This is a genomic window from Amycolatopsis sp. lyj-109 (assembly GCF_046548995.1).
In the GTDB taxonomy this organism is placed as follows: domain Bacteria; phylum Actinomycetota; class Actinomycetes; order Mycobacteriales; family Pseudonocardiaceae; genus Amycolatopsis.
On record NZ_JAJPWR010000016.1, the window covers coordinates 217,149 to 234,548 of the forward strand.

Below are 17,400 nucleotides of genomic sequence, written 5' to 3' on the forward strand. Positions count from 1 at the left end.
CGGGTCGCCCGTGGCGCCCCCACGAGGTGTACCCCAGGTCACGGACCGCCCCCGGTCGCCGGGGCCGTGTCACCCACAGGGATGATCCACCGTGAAAAAGCGGTGTCCGACGAAAGAGGTGAGCGCGTGTCCTTCCGGCACCTTGTCCTGGTGGTCGCGGTCATCCTGGGCGTCACCGCCTGCAGCACTCCCACCCAGAACCCGCCGCCAGCGCCGAGCGGGCCGAAGGCCATCGTCGGTTCCCTGCACCTGACCCTGCCGGCGGGCGCGACCTACACCGAGCACAGCCCGGACGGCCTGCTGGACGGCTGCATCTCCGAAGGCACCGCGGCCTGCGAAGCGCGGGTCGTGGACCTGCGCAAGGCGGACCCCGGCGCGCCGGTCAACCTGCCGAGCACGAAACGGCCGTTCGGCTGGTACACCGGCACGGACCTGCCGACCTGCATCACCCCCGCGTCGCCGCCCGGGAAAGCCGCGGGGGCCACCGGCAGCACTCTCCTCGACTCCGGCTTCGCGCCGATCGGCCCCAAGAACGCCGAGTACGGCCGCTGGAAGGTCACCTGCGAGAACTCGGCGCAGAACAACCAGGTCCGGAGCTGGTGGCTGCCGACGAGCCGGATCCTGGTCGTCCAGTACGGGTCCTTCCCCGGCTGGGACGCCAAGATGGACAACCTGCTCGCCGGCGCCACCTTCAGCTGACGGCGTCGAGCGCGGCCCGGATGATCGCGTCCGTGTCGATGCCGTGGTATCGATAGACGTCCTCCAGCGACCCCGACTGCCCGAAGCCCGTGACGCCGAGCGCGACCGACGGCACCCGGTTGATCCCGGCCAGGAACGCGAGCGTGTGCGAGTGACCGTCGAGGACCGTCACCAACGGGCGAGCCCGTGATGCCGGGAACACCTGGTCGAGGATCCACGACTCGGCGCTCCCCCGGCCCGACCGGGCCTGGACCGCCTCGAACAGCAGGCCCGGGCTGGTCACGCACACGACGTCGGCCTCGACGCCGACCTGCGCGAGCCGCTCGGCCGCCGCCAGGGTGTCCGGCACCAGCGCACCCATCGCCGCCAGCGTGACGGCGGGCGAAGCAGCACGCCGCAGGAGGTACGCGCCGGCCACGACCTGGCGTCGACGGCGTTCGCGCGCGGCCGGGTCCGCCGGCACCGCGGCGAGGGTCTGGTCGACCGGACGCGTCGAGAGCCGGAAGTACGACGACGTCCCGCCCGGCTTGCCGAGCCGGCCGAGCGCGGCCAGCAACGTCCATTCGGTGTCGATCGCGAACGCCGGTTCGTAGCTGACGCAGCCGGGCTGCTCGATGCCGATCGACGGCGTGGTGATCGACTGGTGCGCGCCGCCTTCCGGGGCGAGCGTGACACCGGACGGCGTCCCGATCAGGATCGACTGCCCGCCCGCGTAGATGCCGAACGACCACGGCTCCAGCGCGCGCTCGACGAACGGGTCGTACATGACGCCGATGGGCAGCAGCGGCTCGCCCCAGCGGCTCCAGGTCGCGCCCAGCTCGCCCAGCAGGCCGACCAGGTTCGTCTCGGCGATGCCCAGCTCGACGTGCTGGCCGGTCGGCTTCTCCCGCCAGTGCATGATCGTCTCGGGGTCGTCCTCGAACCAGTCGCGGCGCTCGGTGGCCGACCAGACGCCGACCTTGTTGACCCAGCCGCCGAGGTTGGTCGTCGAGCTGACGTCGGGGCTGACCGTCACCACGCGCTTCGCCGCTTCGGGCGCTTCGCGCGTCAGGTCGAGCAGGACTCGTCCCAGCGCCGCCTGCGTCGTGGCGGTCCCGGACGGCGTACGCCCGATGTCGGCCGGCAGGTCCAGCGAAGGCGCCGAAGGGACGTCCGGACGGCGAAGGCGCGAAGCAACGTCGGAGCACAACGCGGCTTCGGGAGACCCGTCGGCGAAGCGCTGCCACGGTGACGCGAGGTCCGTGCCCAACGACGACGCCAGCTCTTCCATCTGCGCCACGGTCAGCAGCGACGAGTGGTTCTGCGGGTGCCCCTGGGTGGGGAGACCGCGGCCCTTGACCGTGTAGCATAAGATCACCGTCGGCCGATCGTCCGAAATGGACGCGAAGACCTCGTCGAGCGAACCGAGGTCGTGGCCGCCGAGGTTGCGGATCGCGGCCAGCAGCGTCTCGTCGTCCAGCGACGCGACCAGCTCGGAGAGGGCCGCGTTCCCCGCGGGCAGCCGGTCGCGCACCTGGGCGGCGTCGCAGCGCAGCAGCCGCTGGTACTCGGGGTTCGGCATCGCGTCGATGCGGGCGCGCAGCTCGGCGCCGCCGGGCCGGGTGAACAGCTCTTCCAGCAGCCGCCCGTACTTCAGCGCCAGCACCTGCCAGCCGGCCGCGTCGAACATGCCCTGCAGCCGCCCGGCCGCGATGTTCGGGACGACCCGGTCGAGGGACTGCCGGTTGAGGTCGACGATCCAGACGATCTCGCCCAGCTCCGCGACGCCCGGGTCGAGGATGGCTTCCCAGATCGCGCCTTCGTCCAGTTCGGCGTCGCCGACCAGCGAGTACTGCCGTCCGGTGCCCGCGGAAGAGCCCCGGGCGGTCAGGTAGCGGCGGGCCAGCGCGCCCCAGATCGGGGCGGTGGCGCCGATGCCGACCGAGCCGGTCGAGTAGTCGACGGGGTCGGGGTCCTTGGCGCGGCTCGGATAGCTCTGCAGGCCGCCGAACTCGCGCAGCGTCGGCAGGTAGGCCTCGTCCAGCTCGCCGAGCAGGTAGTTGATGGCGTGGAGCACCGGGGACGCGTGCGGCTTCACCGAGACGCGGTCCTCGGGACGCAGGTGCCGGAACCACAGCGACGTCATGATCGACACCAGCGACGCGCAGGACGCCTGGTGGCCGCCGACCTTCAGCCCGGACGGGTTGGGCCGGACCCGGTTGGCCTGGTGCACGATCGCGGTGGCGAGCCACAGGACCCGTTGCTCGATCGCGGTGAGCGCCGGGGCGGTCACGGGGGCATGGGTCATCGTCGACACCTTTCGTGCAGGAAGCGCACACCAGGACAGCACTGGTGGACGCATCGCACAACCGATGCCACCGAAAGTGCGCAGAATGCGCACCGAACGCCGGAGGCTCAGGCCTCCGGCTGCGCAGAATGCCCGCGCTCCAGCAGGAGGTCGATGGGGCGTTCGAAGGTCGCGAATGACTCATTGGGGACCTCTGAGGTCTCGAATGAGTCATTCGCGATGTCGGCGACAGTCCGCAGCCACCTTTGGCCGCCGGCGGAGGACCACCCGTTCTTCTCAGCCGAGGTACTTCTGCAGGTCGTCGAGGACCTTCATCGACCCGATCGGGCCCAGGCCCAGGAACCAGACCTCGTCGGCGACCGGGATCGCGTGCTGCGCCTTGACCGCACCCAGCCCGGCCCACAGCCCGCTGCTCGTGACGGCCTTCTCGTCCGCGCTCGGGCCGGCGCCGTAGCTGGAGTAGAAGATCCAGTCGGCGTCGGCCTCGTCGATGCGCTCCTTGGAGATCTGCGCGGCGAGCTCGTCGATGTTCTGGTTCGCGGGCCGCGCGATGCCGGCGTCCTTGAGGATGACGCCGATGAAGGACAGGTTGCCGTAGAGCCGGACGTTGCCCGACAGGAACCGCAGCAGCGAGACCTTCGGCGTGCCCTTGATGCCGGCCTTCACCTCGTTCGCGCGCTTCTGGTAGTCGTTCAGCAGCCCGACGGCCTTCGTCTCGTCACCCAGCGAGGCCCCCACCAGCAGCAGGTTCTCCTTCCACGGGAATCCGGGCCGGATGCTGAACACCGTCGGCGCGATCTTCGACAGCTGCGGGTAGAGGTCCTTGGCGCGCAGCTTGCTGCCGACGATCAGGTCCGGGGTCAGCGCCGCGATCTGCTCGAGGTTGAGGTTGTTGATGTCCCCGACGGCCGGGATGCCCTTGACGCGGTCGGCGAGGTACGACGGCACGCCGCTCTGCCCGGCCGTGGTGGCCATGCCGACCGGGGTGACGCCGAGCGCGAGGACGTCGTCGAGCTCGCCGCTGTCGAGCACGACGACCCGCGTGGGCTTCTTGTCCAGCTTCGTCTTGCCCAGCGCGTGGGTCACCGTGCGCGGGAAGACACCGGGGCCGACGTCCGCGCCGAGCTTCGCCGTTTCACTGTCCGCGGTGGAGAACAGCCGGCCGCCGGTGGCGACGTCCTGGTCGCCGACACCCGAGCTGCTGGGCTTCGACGGCTGGCTGCAGGCGGCGAGGAGCGTGACCGACGCCAGGACGGCGGTCAGGCGCGTCCACTTAGGACTCACTGGGACTTCCTTTCGGGGTGGCCCGCCGCCGGCCGATCGGGACGACCAGGGGCGTGGCGGAAACCGGGTCTTCGATGACCTGGCAGGGCATGCCGAAGACGTCGGCGACGAGGTCGGCGGTGAGGATTTCGGCGGGCGCGCCTTCGGCGGCGATCCGGCCGTCCTTCATCGCGATCAGGTGGTCGCCGTAGCGGGCGGCCAGGTTGAGGTCATGCAGGACGATGACGATCGTCCGGCCGTCCTCGGCGTTCAGGTCGGAAAGCAGGTCGAGGACCTCGACCTGGTGGGCGATGTCGAGGAACGTGGTGGGCTCGTCGAGCAGCAGCAACGGCGTGCGCTGCGCCAGCGCCATGGCGATCCAGACGCGCTGGCGCTGCCCTCCGGACAGCTCGTCGACCGGGCGGGCGGCCAGCTCGACGGTGTCGGTCGCGAGCAGGGCGCGCGCCACCGCGTCGTCGTCTTCGGCGCTCCAGCGGCGGAAGACGCCCTGGTGCGGGTAGCGGCCGCGGCCGACGAGGTCGGCGACGGTGATGCCTTCGGGCGCGGTCGGCGACTGCGGCAGCAGGCCGAGCACGGTCGCGACGTCCTTGCTGCGCCACGTCGTGATGCCCTTGCCGTCGAGGTAGACCGCGCCGGCCGTCGGAGTGAGCAGCCGGGCGAGGCCGCGCAGGAGCGTCGACTTCCCGCAGGCGTTGGTCCCGACGATCATGGTGACCTTGCCGGGCGGGATCCGGACGGAGAGGTCCTTGACCACGCGCAGCGGCCCGTAGCCGAGGTCGAGGTTCTCGGTGTGCAGTGTCACGGCGTTCCTCACACTCGCCCGGCGCGGTTGGCGGTGGCCAGCAGCCACAGCAGGTACGGGGCGCCGACGGCGCCGGTGACGACACCGACCGGCAACTGTTCGCCGAGCAGGTGCTGGGCCACGAAGTCGCCCAGCAGCACGACGAGCGCGCCGGTCAGCGCGGCGGGCACGAGTCCCGCGCGGGCGCCGCCGACGAGCCGGGTGGCGATCGGGTTGGCCACGAAGGCGACGAACGCGACCGGCCCCGCGGCCGCCGTCGCGAAGGCGGCGAGGGCGACGGCGATCACCAGCAGCGCCAGGCGGCTGCGTTCGACGTGGAGCCCGAGCCCCGCCGCCGTGTCGTCGCCGAGCTGCAGCCCCATGAGGGCGCGGCTTCGGCCCAGCGCCAGGGGCAGCAGGACGACCAGTGCCGCGGCGAGCGGGACGACGTGGTCCCAGCCGCGGCCGTTGAGGTTGCCGGTCAGCCACACCAGGGCCTGCTGGGCGAGGGTGACGTCGGCCCAGGTCATCAGGTAGGACACGACGCTCGTCAGCACCGCGCCGACCCCGACGCCGACGAGCACCAGCCGGTAGCCGTGGATCCCGCCGCGGCGGGACAGGAGGTAGATCGTGGCGCCGGTGAGCAGCGCGCCGGCCAGCGCCGCGGCCGAAACCACCGGGCCCGCGGCGCCGAACAGCACGATCGCCACGACCGCCGCGGCGCTCGCGCCCTGCGTCACGCCGATGACGTCCGGGCTGGCCAGCGGATTGCGCAGGAGCCGCTGGAAGAGCGCCCCGGACGTCCCGAAGGCGGCGCCGACGAGAACGCCGGTGACCGCTCGGGGCAACCGGAGTTCCGTGACGACGTAGGCCGCGCGGCCTTCTCCGCCGAGAAGGAGGCCGGGGAGGTCGCCGAGGGGCACCGGGAAGTCGCCCACGGCCAGGGAAACCGCGAAGACGACCACGATCGCGATGGCCAGCACCGCGGACACGACCCGAGCCCGGACGGCGCCGCGCCGACGAGCGGCGGCGACCACCTCGACGGCGCTCACACCGCCACGACCTTCCGGCGCCGTACCAGGAACACGAACACGGGCGCGCCCACGAGCGCGGTGACGATCCCGACCTGCACCTCCGCCGGGCGCGCGACCACGCGGCCGACGACGTCGGACACCAGCAGGAGCAGCGGTGCGAGCAACGCCGAGTACGGGAGCAGCCAGCGGTGGTCGGGTCCGGTGACGAGCCGCGCGGCGTGCGGGACGGTCAGCCCGACGAAGGCGATGGGCCCGGCGATCGCGGTCGCCGAACCGCAGAGGACGACGACGGCGAGCGCGCACACCAGCCGGGCCACCGGGACGTTCTGGCCGAGCGAACGGGCGACGTCCTCGCCGAGCGCGAGCGCGTTGAGCTGACGCGCGGCGACCAGCGCGAGCAGCACGCCCACCACCACGAACGGCACCGCCTGGGTGATCGTCGCGGCGTCCCGTCCGGTCAGTGAGCCGACCTGCCAGAACCGGTACTGGTCGAACGTCGTCTGGTCGGTGAGCAGCAGGGCGCTGGTCACCGAGGCCAACGCCGCTGTCACCGCGGCGCCGGCGAGGGCGAGCTTCACCGGCGTCGCCCCGGCCCGGCCGAGGGAGCTGACGCCGTAGACGACGCCGCCGGCGGCCGCGGCGCCCAGGAAGCCGAACCAGACGTACCCGCCGACGCTCGTGATGCCGAACGTCCCGATGCCGAGGACGACGAAGAGCGCCGCGCCCGCGTTGACGCCGAGCAGTCCCGGATCAGCCAGGGGGTTGCGCGTGGCGCCCTGGATGACGGCACCGGAGAGGCCCAGCGCGACGCCGGCCAGGACCCCGGCGAGGGTGCGCGGGAGGCGGAGTTCGCGGACGACGAGGTGGTCGGGATTGCCCGCGTCGAAGTGGAAGAGGGCGTCCAGCACGGTGCCCGGGCTCAGGCCGCGGGTGCCGACACCGATGCTGAGCAGCACGGCGGCGGCCACGGCCGCGGCGAGGACCAGCAACCCGGCCGTCAGCGAGAGCGAGCGGGTCCGCACAGGTCATTACCTTTGCTAACAGGTGGTTAGGCATGCCTAATCTAGGTCGCCGGATCTTGAAGACTCGAGTTCCGTGAGCGAGCTCACCGGAACCAGGTTGCCAGCCGACCGTTTCCGATATATCGTGAACGTGTCGCAACAGTTCGAGAAAGGAACACGACATGCGTAGGCACCAACACCCCTTCGCCCACGAACGTGGGCGGGCACCTTTCGGGCCCTTCGGTGGTTTCGGCGAGTTCCCCCCGGGCTTCGGCCCCGGTGGACGCGGCCGTGGCCACGGACCGGGCCGGCGGGGTCACGGCGGACGGCGCAGCCGCCGCGGTGACGTCCGCGCCGCGATCCTGGCGCTGCTCGCCGAGCAGCCCCGGCACGGCTACGAGATCATCCGCGAGATCGGCGAGCGCTCCGGCGGCTTCTGGCGGCCCAGCCCCGGCTCGGTCTACCCGACGCTGCAGCTGCTGGCCGACGAAGGCCTGGTCATCAGCAAGGACGAGCACGGCAAGAAGCTCTTCGAGCTGACCGACGCCGGCCGCACCGCCGCGGAGGAGCAGGACAGCACCCCACCGTGGGAGCAGATCGCGCAGGACGTCGACCCGTCCGAGGTCGGGCTCGCGAAGGCGGGCAAGAACCTGGCCGCCGCCGTCGTGCAGATCATGCGTGCGGGCACCGAGAGCCAGCAGGCCCGCGCGGCCGAGGTGCTCAACGACGCCCGGCGCTCGCTCTACGGCATCCTCGGCGAAGACGAGGACGAGTCCTCTTCCGGTGAAGAAGCAGCCGAGTGACCTGGCAGGACGAGGCCGGTGGGCTTCACCCGCGTGTGGACGCGGTAGCCCACCGGCAGCGTCAGGTCCTGCGCGCGATTCCCGTTACGCTGCAAGGACTCCGCGATCGCCTGTTCGGCGACGGGCTTGCTGAACTCGATCTTCAGCACCGCTTCGAGGTCCACGGCGGTCGCGAAACGCCACTCGGTCGCGACGCGGCGGCAGCCGAACCCGGCCCGGGCGAAGAACCGTTCCACCGCGGCGGCGTCGTAGTGCGGTAGGTCGGCGCGCATCCAGCGACCGTAGGGCTCGCTCGTCACGTCGAGGTCGACGATCAGGATCGCGCCGCCCGGCCGCAGCACCCGCTCGGCCTCCGCCAGCCCCGGCTCGCACCCGGGCCCGAAGAAGTACGCCGTGCGCGCGTGGACGACGTCGACGCTCGCGCTGTGGACCGGCAGCCGCTGCGCGCGGCCCATCCGGACGTCCACGTTCGACAGTCCCTCGACGCGCTTCAGCGCGCCTCGCACCAGCGGCTCGTGCGGCTCGATCCCGAGCACCGACCGCGCGTCGCGAGCGAAGCGCGGCAAGTGAAACCCGTCACCGCAGCCGACGTCCAACACGTCCCGGCCGGTCCAATCGTGCTCCTCGCGCAGCACGCGCCAGATCTCTCCGCCGCTGTCCTGCGCGCGGTTCTCCAGCTCGTAATCGGCCTGGTAGTACCAGATGTTGGGGCTCGGCACGACCTCCGCGCGCCGCGACGACCACCGCACCCCCGCTGCTCCTTCCGGGTCCTCGTCGCCGGGCCGTGCTCGCACGGTGGCGAATTCTTGGCGGAAAACTCACGGATGACGCCTAGAATCCGGTGGGTATCGGGAGGAGCACCCATGGCAATCGGCCCGTCCAGTACCCCGTCCCCGGTTCCGGCCGGAATTCCGTGCTGGATCGAGCTGGCCTGCCGGGAGCAGGCCGTGGCGGAAAGATTCTACGGTGCCCTCTTCGGCTGGGAGTACACCACTCTGCGGGACCCGGCGACCTCCGACGGCCGCTACGCCATCGCGGGGCTCAACACCGTCCCCGTCGGGGGCCTCTACCGCGCGGCCCAGGGCGCGCCGCTGGGGTGGATGCCGCACATCTCCGTGCCGCACACCGCAAGCGCGGCCGAGTGGGTGGAGCACCTCGGCGGGCGGATCACGCTCGGGCCGGTGGCGATCCCGGACCGCGGCACGATCATGCACGCCATCGACGCGTGCGGCGCGCCGGTGGTGTTCTGGGAGGTGCCGCCGAACTGGGAGTTCGTCACCGGGATCCCGAACACCTTCAGCGGCGCGGACCTCAACACCCACGACGGCGTCGCGGCGGACCACTTCTACACCAAGCTGTTCACGTACGGGAGCCATCAGATCGGCGACGGCGAGATGCTCGACTACGTCGAATGGCTCATCGAGCACGAGCCGGTGCTGTACCGGTACGTGATGGGTTCGGAGTACAGCCGGGACACCCCGCCGCACTGGCTCGTGTACTTCGACATCGACCCGGCCCGCGGGGTGGACGCGGTCGCGGGCGAGTCGCTCATGCACGGCGGCACGGTGGTGATCCAGCCCTACGACACCCCGTTCGGCCGGATGTCGATCCTCGCCGACCCCGAGGGCGCGGTCTTCGCGGTGATCGACCACTCGCGCGTGGCCGAAGGCTGGGGCCGCGCGGAGGTCGACGACCCCTACGACGACTAGACCGGCACGAACGCCGAAAGCAGCAGCCAGGAGACGACGGCCGAGGGCAGCAGCGAGTCGAGGCGGTCCATGATCCCACCGTGCCCGGGCAGCAGCGTGCCCATGTCCTTGACGCCGAGGTCGCGCTTGATCAGCGACTCGACGAGGTCGCCGAGGGTCGCGGTCAGCACGATGGCGACGCCGAAGATCACGCCCTGCCAGACGTGGCCGTCGAGCAGCAGGCTCAGCGTCAGCGCCCCGGCCACGACACCGCCGATCACCGAACCCGCGAAGCCTTCCCAGGTCTTCTTCGGGCTGATGGTGGGCGCCATCGGGTGCTTGCCGCCGAGCACGCCGGCGATGTAGCCCCCGGTGTCCGAGGCGACGACGCCGATCAGGAAGGTGAGGACGCGCCCGACGCCGTCTTCCGGTGGCACGAGCATCGCCGCGAAGGCGGCGAACAGCGGCAGGTAGGCGGCGGCGAAGGTGGACGCGCTGATGTCGCGCAGGTAGCCCTTCGCCCCACCGGGCAGCCGCCACAGCAGGCAGGCGAGCACGGTGAGGACGAACGCGGTGAGCGCGCCTTCCCGGCCGAACGGCCAGGCGAGCCAGATCATCGCCTGCCCGCCGACGAGCACCGGGATCACCGCGACCCTGATGCCGGCGACCCGGCGCAGCACCCCGGCGAATTCGAAGGTGCCGACCGCGATCGCGACCGCGATGATCCCGATCATGAGGTAGCGCACGGTGAGCAGTGAAACGATGATCGCGGCGCCGAGCAGCAGCGCGACGCCGATGGCCGCGGGCAGGTTCCGGCCGGCCTTGGAGGCCTTCTTGACGACCTCCGGCGGTGCCGGCGTGTCCGACGCGCCCGTGTCCGAGGCCGCCGCCGGTTCCGCCGCGGCGGTCCCGGCGGCCGACAGCCGGGCCGCTTCGCCGGTGCCCGAGGTCTCCGGCACGACCGGCGTCCCCGCCGCCCGGCCGGTTTCCGAGGTCGCCGAAACCTCGCCCGGGTGCGCCGGTGTGGCCGGGGTGCCGGCGTCGCCCGGCTCCGGCGTCCCGGGCGCGGCCGCCGGGTGTGCTCCGGTGGCGTCCACCCGGTCCTCGCGTTCCTCGCTCACCTGTGCCATCAGACCTCGAGCAGCTCGGCTTCCTTGTGCTTGACCAGCTCGTCGACCTTGTGCGAGTACGTGTCGGTGAGGTTCTGCAGCTCCTTCTCCGCGCGCACGACCTCGTCTTCGCCCGCTTCGCCGTCCTTGCCGATGCGGTCGAGCTCTTCCTTGGCCTTGCGGCGGATGCTGCGGATGGTCACCCGCGCGTCCTCACCCTTGCTCTTGGCGACCTTGACCATCTCCTTGCGCCGCTCCTCGGTGAGCTGCGGGATGACGATCCGGATCACGTTGCCGTCGTTGCTCGGGTTGACCCCGAGGTCGGACTCGCGGATGGCCTTCTCGATCGCGACGAGCTGGGTCTGGTCGTACGGCTTGATCAGCGCCATCCGCGCCTCCGGCACGTTGACGCTGGCCAGCTGGTTCAGCGGGGTCGGCGCGCCGTAGTACTCGACCACGATGCGCGAGAACATCGACGGGGTGGCCCGGCCGGTGCGCACCGACGTCAGATCATCCTTGGCGACGGACACCGCTTTTTCCATCTTCTCCTCGGCATCGAGGAGGGTCTCGTCGATCACGGCTACTCCCGTTGTTGTGATGGGTGGCGCTTGCTGATCCCAGCAGGTCTAGGCCGGCACCCCGGCAGTGGGGGTGCTGACCAACGTGCCGATTCTTTCACCACTCACCGCGCGGGCGATGTTCCCCTCGGTGAGCAGGTTGAACACGATGATCGGCATGTTGTTGTCCATGCAGAGGCTGAACGCCGTCGCGTCGGCGACCTTGAGGTCCCGCTCCAGCACCTCGCGGTGGGTGATTTCGCGGAACATCTCGGCGGTGGGGTCGGCCTTGGGGTCCGCGGTGTAGACGCCGTCGACGGCCTTCGCCATCAGCACGGCTTCGCAGCCCAGCTCGAGCGCCCGCTGCGCGGCCGCGGTGTCGGTGGAGAAGTACGGCATGCCGACCCCGGCGCCGAAGATCACGACGCGGCCCTTCTCCAGGTGCCGCTCGGCGCGGCGCGGGATGTAGGGCTCGGCGACCTGGCCCATCGTGATGGCGGTCTGCACGCGGGTGGGCAGGCCCTCCTTCTCCAGGAAGTCCTGCAGCGCGAGGCAGTTCATCACGGTGCCCAGCATCGCCATGTAGTCGGCGCGGTCGCGGTCCATGCCGCGTACCGACAACTCGGCGCCGCGGAAGTAGTTGCCGCCGCCGATCACGACCGCGACCTGGACACCGGTGCGGGCGACGTCGGCGATCTGCTGCGCGACCGAGTGGACGACGTCCGGATCGACGCCGATCGAACCACCGCCGAACATCTCGCCGCCCAGTTTCAGCAGCACCCGCCGGTAGCCACCTTCGACCCGGTCACCCATCTATCGTCGCCTCCTAGGCCCTCGACCGTTTTTTGTCTTGTTCAGACCTGACAGTGCCCCGCCCCCGATGGACGGAGACGGGGCACTGGGTGGAACCTACGCCCGGACCTGGCCTCAGGCCTGGCCGACCTCGAAGCGCGCGAACTTGGTCAGCGTCACGCCGGCCTCGTCGAGCAGGGCCTTGACTGTCTTCTTGTTGTCCTTGACCGACGGCTGCTCGAGCAGGACGTTGTCCTTGTAGTAGGCGTTGACCTTGCCCTCGATGATCTTGGACATGGCCTGCTCCGGCTTGCCCTCTTCACGAGCGGTCTTCTCGGCGATGGAGCGCTCGTTCTCGACGATCTCGGCGGGCACCTCGTCGCGGGTCAGGTACTTCGCGCGCAGCGCGGCGACCTGCATGGCGGCCCCGCGGGCGGCCTCGGCGTCGTCACCGGTGAACTCGACGAGCACGCCGACAGCCGGCGGCAGATCGGAGCCGCGGCGGTGCAGGTAGGTCGCGGTCTGGCCCTCGAAGGCCACGACGCGGCGCAGCTCGAGCTTCTCGCCGATGCGGGCCGACATCTCCTGGACGACCTCGTTGACGGTCTTGCCGTCGAGCTCGGCACCCTTGAGCGCCTCGACGTCGGAGGTCTTGAGGGTCTTCGCGACCTCGACGATCTTCGCGGCGAGCGCCTGGAAGTCGGCGTTCTTCGCGACGAAGTCGGTCTCGGAGTCGAGCTCGATGAGGACGCCGCCGTCACCGGTGACCAGGCCCTCGGCGGTGGCGCGCTCGGCGCGCTTGCCGACGTCCTTGGCACCCTTGATGCGGAGGAACTCGACGGCCTTGTCGAAGTCGCCGTCGTTCTCCTCGAGAGCCTTCTTGCAGTCCATCATGCCGGCGCCGGTCATCTCGCGCAGGCGCTTCACGTCAGCGGCGGTGTAGTTCGCCATTCTGGTAAATCCGTCCTTTGCAGGAAATCTGTGGGTTGCTACGCCCGTGCGGCCGGGCCCCGGGGGCACGGCCGCACGGACGGTGGAGCGTCAGGAAGAGGCGGTCGCCTGCTCGGGAGCGGCCTCGGCCGGGGCCGCCTCGACGGCAGCGGCGGCTTCGGTCGCGTCGGCGGCGGCGGTCTCGGAGCCGGCGAGCAGCTCCTTCTCCCACTCGGCCAGCGGCTCGTCGGCGGCGACGCCCGGCTCCGGCTTCGTGTCCGCGGACGCACCGTTGCGGCTGGAGCGCGCCATCAGACCGGCGGCCGCGGCCTCGGCGACGACCTTGGTCAGCAGCGCGGCCGACCGGATCGCGTCGTCGTTGCCCGGGATCGGGTAGTCGACCTCGTCCGGGTCGCAGTTGGTGTCCAGGATCGCGACGACCGGGATGTTCAGCTTCCGAGCCTCGCCGACGGCGATGTGCTCCTTCTTCGTGTCGACGATCCACACCGCGCTCGGCACCTTCGCCATGTCGCGGATACCGCCGAGGGTCTTCTCGAGCTTGTCCTTTTCGCGGGTCAGCGTCAGGATCTCGCGCTTGGTGAGACCTTCGAAGCCGCCGGTCTGCTCGCGCGACTCGAGCTCCTTGAGGCGGAGGAGACGCTTGTGCACGGTCTGGAAGTTGGTCAGCATGCCGCCGAGCCAGCGCTGGTTGACGTAGGGCATGCCCACGCGCGCGGCCTCGTTGGCGATGGCTTCCTGAGCCTGCTTCTTGGTGCCGACGAACATGATGGTGCCGCCGTGCGCGACGGTTTCCTTGATGAACTCGTACGCACGGTCGATGTAGGTCAGCGTCTGCTGCAGGTCGATGATGTAGATGCCGTTGCGCTCGGTGAAGATGTAGCGCTTCATCTTCGGGTTCCACCGACGGGTCTGGTGCCCGAAGTGCACGCCGCTGTCGAGCAGCTGCTTCATGGTGACGACGGCCATTGCCGGAATCACACCTCTTCTGTGTAGTGCGCGCTCGCGGGGCTGCCGCGGACGCGCTGCTCGGTTTGTCGCTCCCGGCCGGGTGACCGTTCGCCCTGGTGCCCGTGCCGGCGCCCGGACCCCGGGAGCGAGAACCCTCGAGGACCGCCGGACCCCGTGCGCTCCCTCGGCTGTTTCCAGAAGGGGGAACGCGCACGTGCACGCGAAGTCAGCCCGCTGAAACGGACTGCGCAGAAGATTCTACCCCCTCCCACCACCCCCTCCCCCACCGGCGGCCACCGGGCGACGCAGTTGTCCACATCGGCTCCGGTTATCCACAGATTCGGCATCGGCTCCCCACGCCGCGGCGAGGTGCCGCAGGCTGGAGTCATGGACTCGATCATGCAGGTCCGGCGGTGGTCGCCGGGGTGGCTGTTGGGCGCGATTGCGCTGGTCATGGCCGTTTTCGGAGGAACGTTTGCGAGTAGTGAGACGGGTGTCCGGGCACCGGGGGCGGCGGCTCGGGGAAGGGAGCTGCCGGCGTCGGCGGAGCTGGGGACAACTGCGGCCGGGGCGAACGAATCCCGGCCGCCACGAGCGGCGGCGGAGCCGTGGCCGAGCGGCCTCGCACCACCATCGCCGGAGGCCTGGCTCGCCGAGGCGGCGCCGGCTGAGCCTCGGTCTGACGGTCTTGTCGCGCGCCCGGTGGAGCCCGCCCAGCGGCCCTCCGGTGCGGCAGGTGCGGCAGGTGCGGCAGGTGCCACAGGTGCGGCAGGTGCGGCAGGTGCGGCAGGTGCGGCAGGTGCGGCAGGTGCGACGCCAGCCGAGCCTCGAGCAGGCCGACTCGCAACCGCCGATCGCCTGTCGCCGGCCGAGTCGGCGGCTTCTCCGGCGGCAGTGCCGTGGGCGGCAGTGCGGTGGGCGGTCGCGCTCATGGTCGTCCCACCATCGCCGCCGCCATCGCCGCCATCGGTTGGGGTCGGCCGTTCCCTCGCCGCGCGGCAACCGCGGCTCTCCTGGCCCCTGTCGCCCGTTCCGGTGATCACCAAGTACTTCGACGCCCCCGAAACGCCCTTCGGCCCCGGACATCGCGGAGTCGACCTGGCCGCCGTGCCGGGGCAGGACGTGCTGGCCGCCGATGCGGGCGTCGTCGTCTTCGCCGGTTTGGTGGGCGGGCGGCCCGTGCTCTCCGTCGATCACGACGGCGGGCTGCGCACCACCTACGAGCCCGTCGTCCCGAAAGTGGCGGTGGGCGAACAGGTCTACCGCGGCCAGGTGCTCGGCACCGTCCTCACCGGGCACCCAGGTTGCGCGGTCGCAGCGTGCCTGCACTGGGGCGTCCGACGGGGCGAAGAGTACGTCGACCCCCTCGCACTGACCGGCGAGGTGGGCGAATACCGGCTCAAGCCGTGGGGAGGAGGTCGCTGATCAGTTGCCGGTCTGCTCGACCAGCTTGGCGCGCAGCCGCATGACCGCCCGCGTGTGCAACTGGCTCACCCGCGACTCCGTGACACCGAGGACCTTGCCGATCTCGGCGAGGGTCAGGCTTTCGAAGTAGTAGAGGCTGACCACGATCTTGTCCCGCTCGGTGAGCTGCGCGATCGCCTGGGCGAGCTGGCGGCGGTTGTCCTGGTCGACGAGCACCGCAACCGGGTCGACGGCGTCGTCGTCGGGCAGCGTGTCGACCAGCGAGCCGCTGTCCTTGCCCGCGGCGACCAGGTCCTCCAGCGCGACGACGCTGGTGAGCTGCAACTGGCCGTAGAAGTCGCGCAGGTCGTCGAGGCCGATGCCGAGTTCGGCGGCGAGCTCCGCGTCGGTCGGGGTGCGGTGCAGGCGGGCGCCGAGGCGCTCCATCGCGCGCTCGGCTTCCTTGGCCTTGCTGCGCACCGCGCGCGGCACCCAGTCCTGCGAACGGAGGTCGTCGAGGATCGCGCCGCGGATGCGCTGCATCGCGTACGTCTCGAAGCGCAGGCCGCGCTCGGGGTCGAACTTCTCGATCGCGTCGACGAGCCCGAAGATGCCCGACTGCACGAGATCGCCGACGTCGATGTGCGTGGGCAGCCCGGTGCCGACCCGGCCGGCGACGTACTTGACGAGTGGGGCGTAGTGCAGCACGAGCCGATCGCGCGACGCCTGGTCCGGGCTGTCGGCGAACTGCTGCCACAGCGCCGCGATCCCGGCGTCGACGTCGTAGCCGGCCCGGGTCTCCGCGGGCGCGGCAGCCTCACCGTGAGTGGTCACTCCGGCGGCTTCGGTCACGTGCGGGCCTGCGGTCATTGCACAGTCGTTCTCGGCATGCGGCTCAGTGTCGTCTCCGTGCTCGTGCGGATGCGCGTGCGCCGCCGGGCCCGCTGGTGACGACCCCGGCGAGCCTCCCCGGGCCGCCTCAGGCCCTGGGGTGCGCTCGGTCATGGATCGCTTTCAACCGGTCGACGGTCACATGAGTGTAGAGCTGCGTCGTGGCAAGCGTAGCGTGACCAAGCAGTTCCTGAACGCTCCTGAGATCGGCACCCCCTTCGAGCAGATGCGTCGCGGCGGAATGCCGCAGGCCATGGGGCCCCATGTCGAGTGTTCCGGGCACCGCCGTGACGGCGTCGTGCACGACGCGCCGCACCGCGCGCGGGTCGACGCGTTTGCCCCGGACACCCAGGAAAAGCGCCGGCTCGACGCTCTCACCACCGCTTTCGGCGATGATCTTCGGCCGCCCCTCGTCGATCCAGTCCGAGAGCGCCTCCGCCGCCGGAACGCCGAACGGGACGACGCGTTCCTTGCCGCCCTTCCCCAGCACCGTCACGACACGACGGGAGAAGTCGGCCTCGCCGACGTCCAGCCCGCACAACTCGGACACGCGGATGCCGGTGGCGTAGAGCAGCTCGACGATCGCGCGATCACGCAGGGCGACCGGATCGCATTGCGCCGCCCCGGCGGCCGACGCCTGCATGACCTCTCCTGCCTGCCCGGCGCGCAGCACCCCCGGCAGGACCCGGTGCGCTCGCGGCGCCGCGAGCCGGCCACCCGGGTCCGTGGCCAGGACGCCGGTGCGGTGCGCCCAGGCGGTGAACGTCCGGATCGAGGCCGCCCGCCGGGCGAGCGTCGTCCGGCTCGCGCCGCCGGACTGCTGGGCGGCGAGCCACGCACGCAACCGGGCGAGGTCCAGCTCCGCGACCTCAGTGCCACCGTCCACGACGAACCCCAGCAGCGACACCGCATCACCCACGTACGCCCGGACGGTGTGCGCGGACAGGCCTCGTTCGAGCCCGAGGTGCCGTTCGTAGGCGGTGACGACGGCCCGCACGGGCTCGGGCAAGGCGGCCCGGAGCGCGCGCAGATCGGGACGGCGGGCCCGGCCGGAGCGTGGTGGCGGCATGGATGTCACGCTGCGCGAACAACCGCCTTCGGTCAAGGATCGCCACGCGGCCCCACCGGACCGGCCGAACGCGGTCGACGATTTCGCCCGGATTTCGTCGTC

Annotated in this window: 17 protein-coding genes; 4 read left to right on the forward strand and 13 right to left on the reverse strand. The window is 71.1% G+C overall.

Annotation, left to right across the window (positions count from 1 at the left end; genetic code table 11):
• Positions 1–126 precede the first annotated feature (126 nt).
• Positions 127–699, forward strand: coding sequence for a hypothetical protein (locus tag ACLJQF_RS32325; protein WP_410614114.1), 573 nt, complete (start codon positions 127–129; stop codon positions 697–699).
• Here the strand turns inward: ACLJQF_RS32325 and ACLJQF_RS32330 are convergent.
• The 5 genes from ACLJQF_RS32330 to ACLJQF_RS32350 all read right to left on the reverse strand — a co-directional run bounded on the left by ACLJQF_RS32330 (position 692) and on the right by ACLJQF_RS32350 (position 7,107).
• Positions 692–2,986, reverse strand: coding sequence for a transketolase-like TK C-terminal-containing protein (locus ACLJQF_RS32330; protein ID WP_410614115.1), 2,295 nt, complete (start codon positions 2,984–2,986; stop codon positions 692–694). The genes ACLJQF_RS32325 and ACLJQF_RS32330 overlap by 8 nt on opposite strands.
• Before the next feature lie 276 nt (positions 2,987–3,262).
• Positions 3,263–4,270, reverse strand: a complete 1,008-nt coding sequence (locus ACLJQF_RS32335) for an ABC transporter substrate-binding protein (RefSeq protein ID WP_410614116.1) — start codon at positions 4,268–4,270, stop codon at positions 3,263–3,265.
• Positions 4,260–5,072 (reverse strand): ABC transporter ATP-binding protein, encoded by an 813-nt coding sequence (locus tag ACLJQF_RS32340; protein ID WP_410614117.1) that lies wholly within the window; start codon positions 5,070–5,072, stop codon positions 4,260–4,262. Before ACLJQF_RS32340 ends, ACLJQF_RS32335 begins: the two co-directional genes overlap by 11 nt.
• 8 nt (positions 5,073–5,080) lie before the next feature.
• Positions 5,081–6,103: a FecCD family ABC transporter permease gene (locus ACLJQF_RS32345; protein WP_410614118.1), complete on the reverse strand. Its 1,023-nt coding sequence runs from the start codon at positions 6,101–6,103 to the stop codon at positions 5,081–5,083.
• Complete coding sequence (locus ACLJQF_RS32350) at positions 6,100–7,107, reverse strand: FecCD family ABC transporter permease (RefSeq protein ID WP_410614119.1); 1,008 nt, start codon at positions 7,105–7,107, stop codon at positions 6,100–6,102. The genes ACLJQF_RS32345 and ACLJQF_RS32350 overlap by 4 nt, the downstream gene beginning before the upstream one ends.
• Positions 7,108–7,268: 161 nt before the next feature.
• Here ACLJQF_RS32350 and ACLJQF_RS32355 point away from each other — a divergent pair, with 161 nt between their 5' ends.
• Entirely contained in the window at positions 7,269–7,889 is a 621-nt protein-coding gene (locus ACLJQF_RS32355; RefSeq protein WP_410614120.1) for a PadR family transcriptional regulator, read from the forward strand.
• On the opposite strand, the gene ACLJQF_RS32360 is transcribed toward ACLJQF_RS32355, so the two are convergent.
• Positions 7,829–8,638, reverse strand: a complete 810-nt coding sequence (locus ACLJQF_RS32360; RefSeq protein WP_410614157.1) for a class I SAM-dependent methyltransferase — start codon at positions 8,636–8,638, stop codon at positions 7,829–7,831. The two genes, ACLJQF_RS32355 and ACLJQF_RS32360, sit on opposite strands and share 61 nt — an antisense overlap.
• A 114-nt stretch (positions 8,639–8,752) precedes the next feature.
• Between ACLJQF_RS32360 and ACLJQF_RS32365 the strand changes: the two genes are divergently transcribed.
• The gene (locus tag ACLJQF_RS32365) at positions 8,753–9,598 is read left to right on the forward strand and encodes a VOC family protein (RefSeq protein WP_410614121.1); all 846 of its coding nucleotides are present in this window, start codon (positions 8,753–8,755) and stop codon (positions 9,596–9,598) included.
• On the opposite strand, the gene ACLJQF_RS32370 is transcribed toward ACLJQF_RS32365, so the two are convergent.
• From ACLJQF_RS32370 to rpsB, 5 genes are all read right to left on the reverse strand, one after another.
• Entirely contained in the window at positions 9,595–10,707 is a 1,113-nt protein-coding gene (locus ACLJQF_RS32370; RefSeq protein ID WP_410614122.1) for a CDP-archaeol synthase, read from the reverse strand. The two genes, ACLJQF_RS32365 and ACLJQF_RS32370, sit on opposite strands and share 4 nt — an antisense overlap.
• Positions 10,707–11,264 carry a ribosome recycling factor gene (gene frr / locus ACLJQF_RS32375; RefSeq protein ID WP_020644474.1) on the reverse strand — a complete coding sequence of 186 codons (558 nt, stop codon included), beginning with the start codon at positions 11,262–11,264 and terminating at the stop codon, positions 10,707–10,709. The genes ACLJQF_RS32370 and frr overlap by 1 nt, the downstream gene beginning before the upstream one ends.
• A gap of 48 nt (positions 11,265–11,312) precedes the next feature.
• Positions 11,313–12,056 carry a UMP kinase gene (gene pyrH / locus ACLJQF_RS32380; RefSeq protein WP_285989259.1) on the reverse strand — a complete coding sequence of 248 codons (744 nt, stop codon included), beginning with the start codon at positions 12,054–12,056 and terminating at the stop codon, positions 11,313–11,315.
• A gap of 114 nt (positions 12,057–12,170) precedes the next feature.
• Positions 12,171–12,986 (reverse strand): translation elongation factor Ts, encoded by an 816-nt coding sequence (gene tsf / locus ACLJQF_RS32385; RefSeq protein WP_410614123.1) that lies wholly within the window; start codon positions 12,984–12,986, stop codon positions 12,171–12,173.
• Between the two features lie 90 nt (positions 12,987–13,076).
• On the reverse strand, positions 13,077–13,952 hold the full coding sequence (rpsB, locus tag ACLJQF_RS32390; RefSeq protein WP_410614124.1) for a 30S ribosomal protein S2: 876 nt from the start codon (positions 13,950–13,952) through the stop codon (positions 13,077–13,079).
• 912 nt (positions 13,953–14,864) lie between these two features.
• Here rpsB and ACLJQF_RS32395 point away from each other — a divergent pair.
• Positions 14,865–15,359: a M23 family metallopeptidase gene (locus ACLJQF_RS32395; protein ID WP_410614125.1), complete on the forward strand. Its 495-nt coding sequence runs from the start codon at positions 14,865–14,867 to the stop codon at positions 15,357–15,359.
• On the opposite strand, the gene ACLJQF_RS32400 is transcribed toward ACLJQF_RS32395, so the two are convergent.
• Together ACLJQF_RS32400 and ACLJQF_RS32405 are read right to left on the reverse strand one after the other, a co-directional pair.
• A complete protein-coding gene (locus ACLJQF_RS32400) occupies positions 15,360–16,208 on the reverse strand; it encodes a FliA/WhiG family RNA polymerase sigma factor (protein WP_410614126.1) in 849 nt (282 codons plus the stop codon).
• Positions 16,209–16,317: 109 nt separating this feature from the next.
• Positions 16,318–17,298, reverse strand: a complete 981-nt coding sequence (locus tag ACLJQF_RS32405; RefSeq protein WP_410614127.1) for a tyrosine recombinase XerC — start codon at positions 17,296–17,298, stop codon at positions 16,318–16,320.
• Positions 17,299–17,400: the final 102 nt, after the last annotated feature.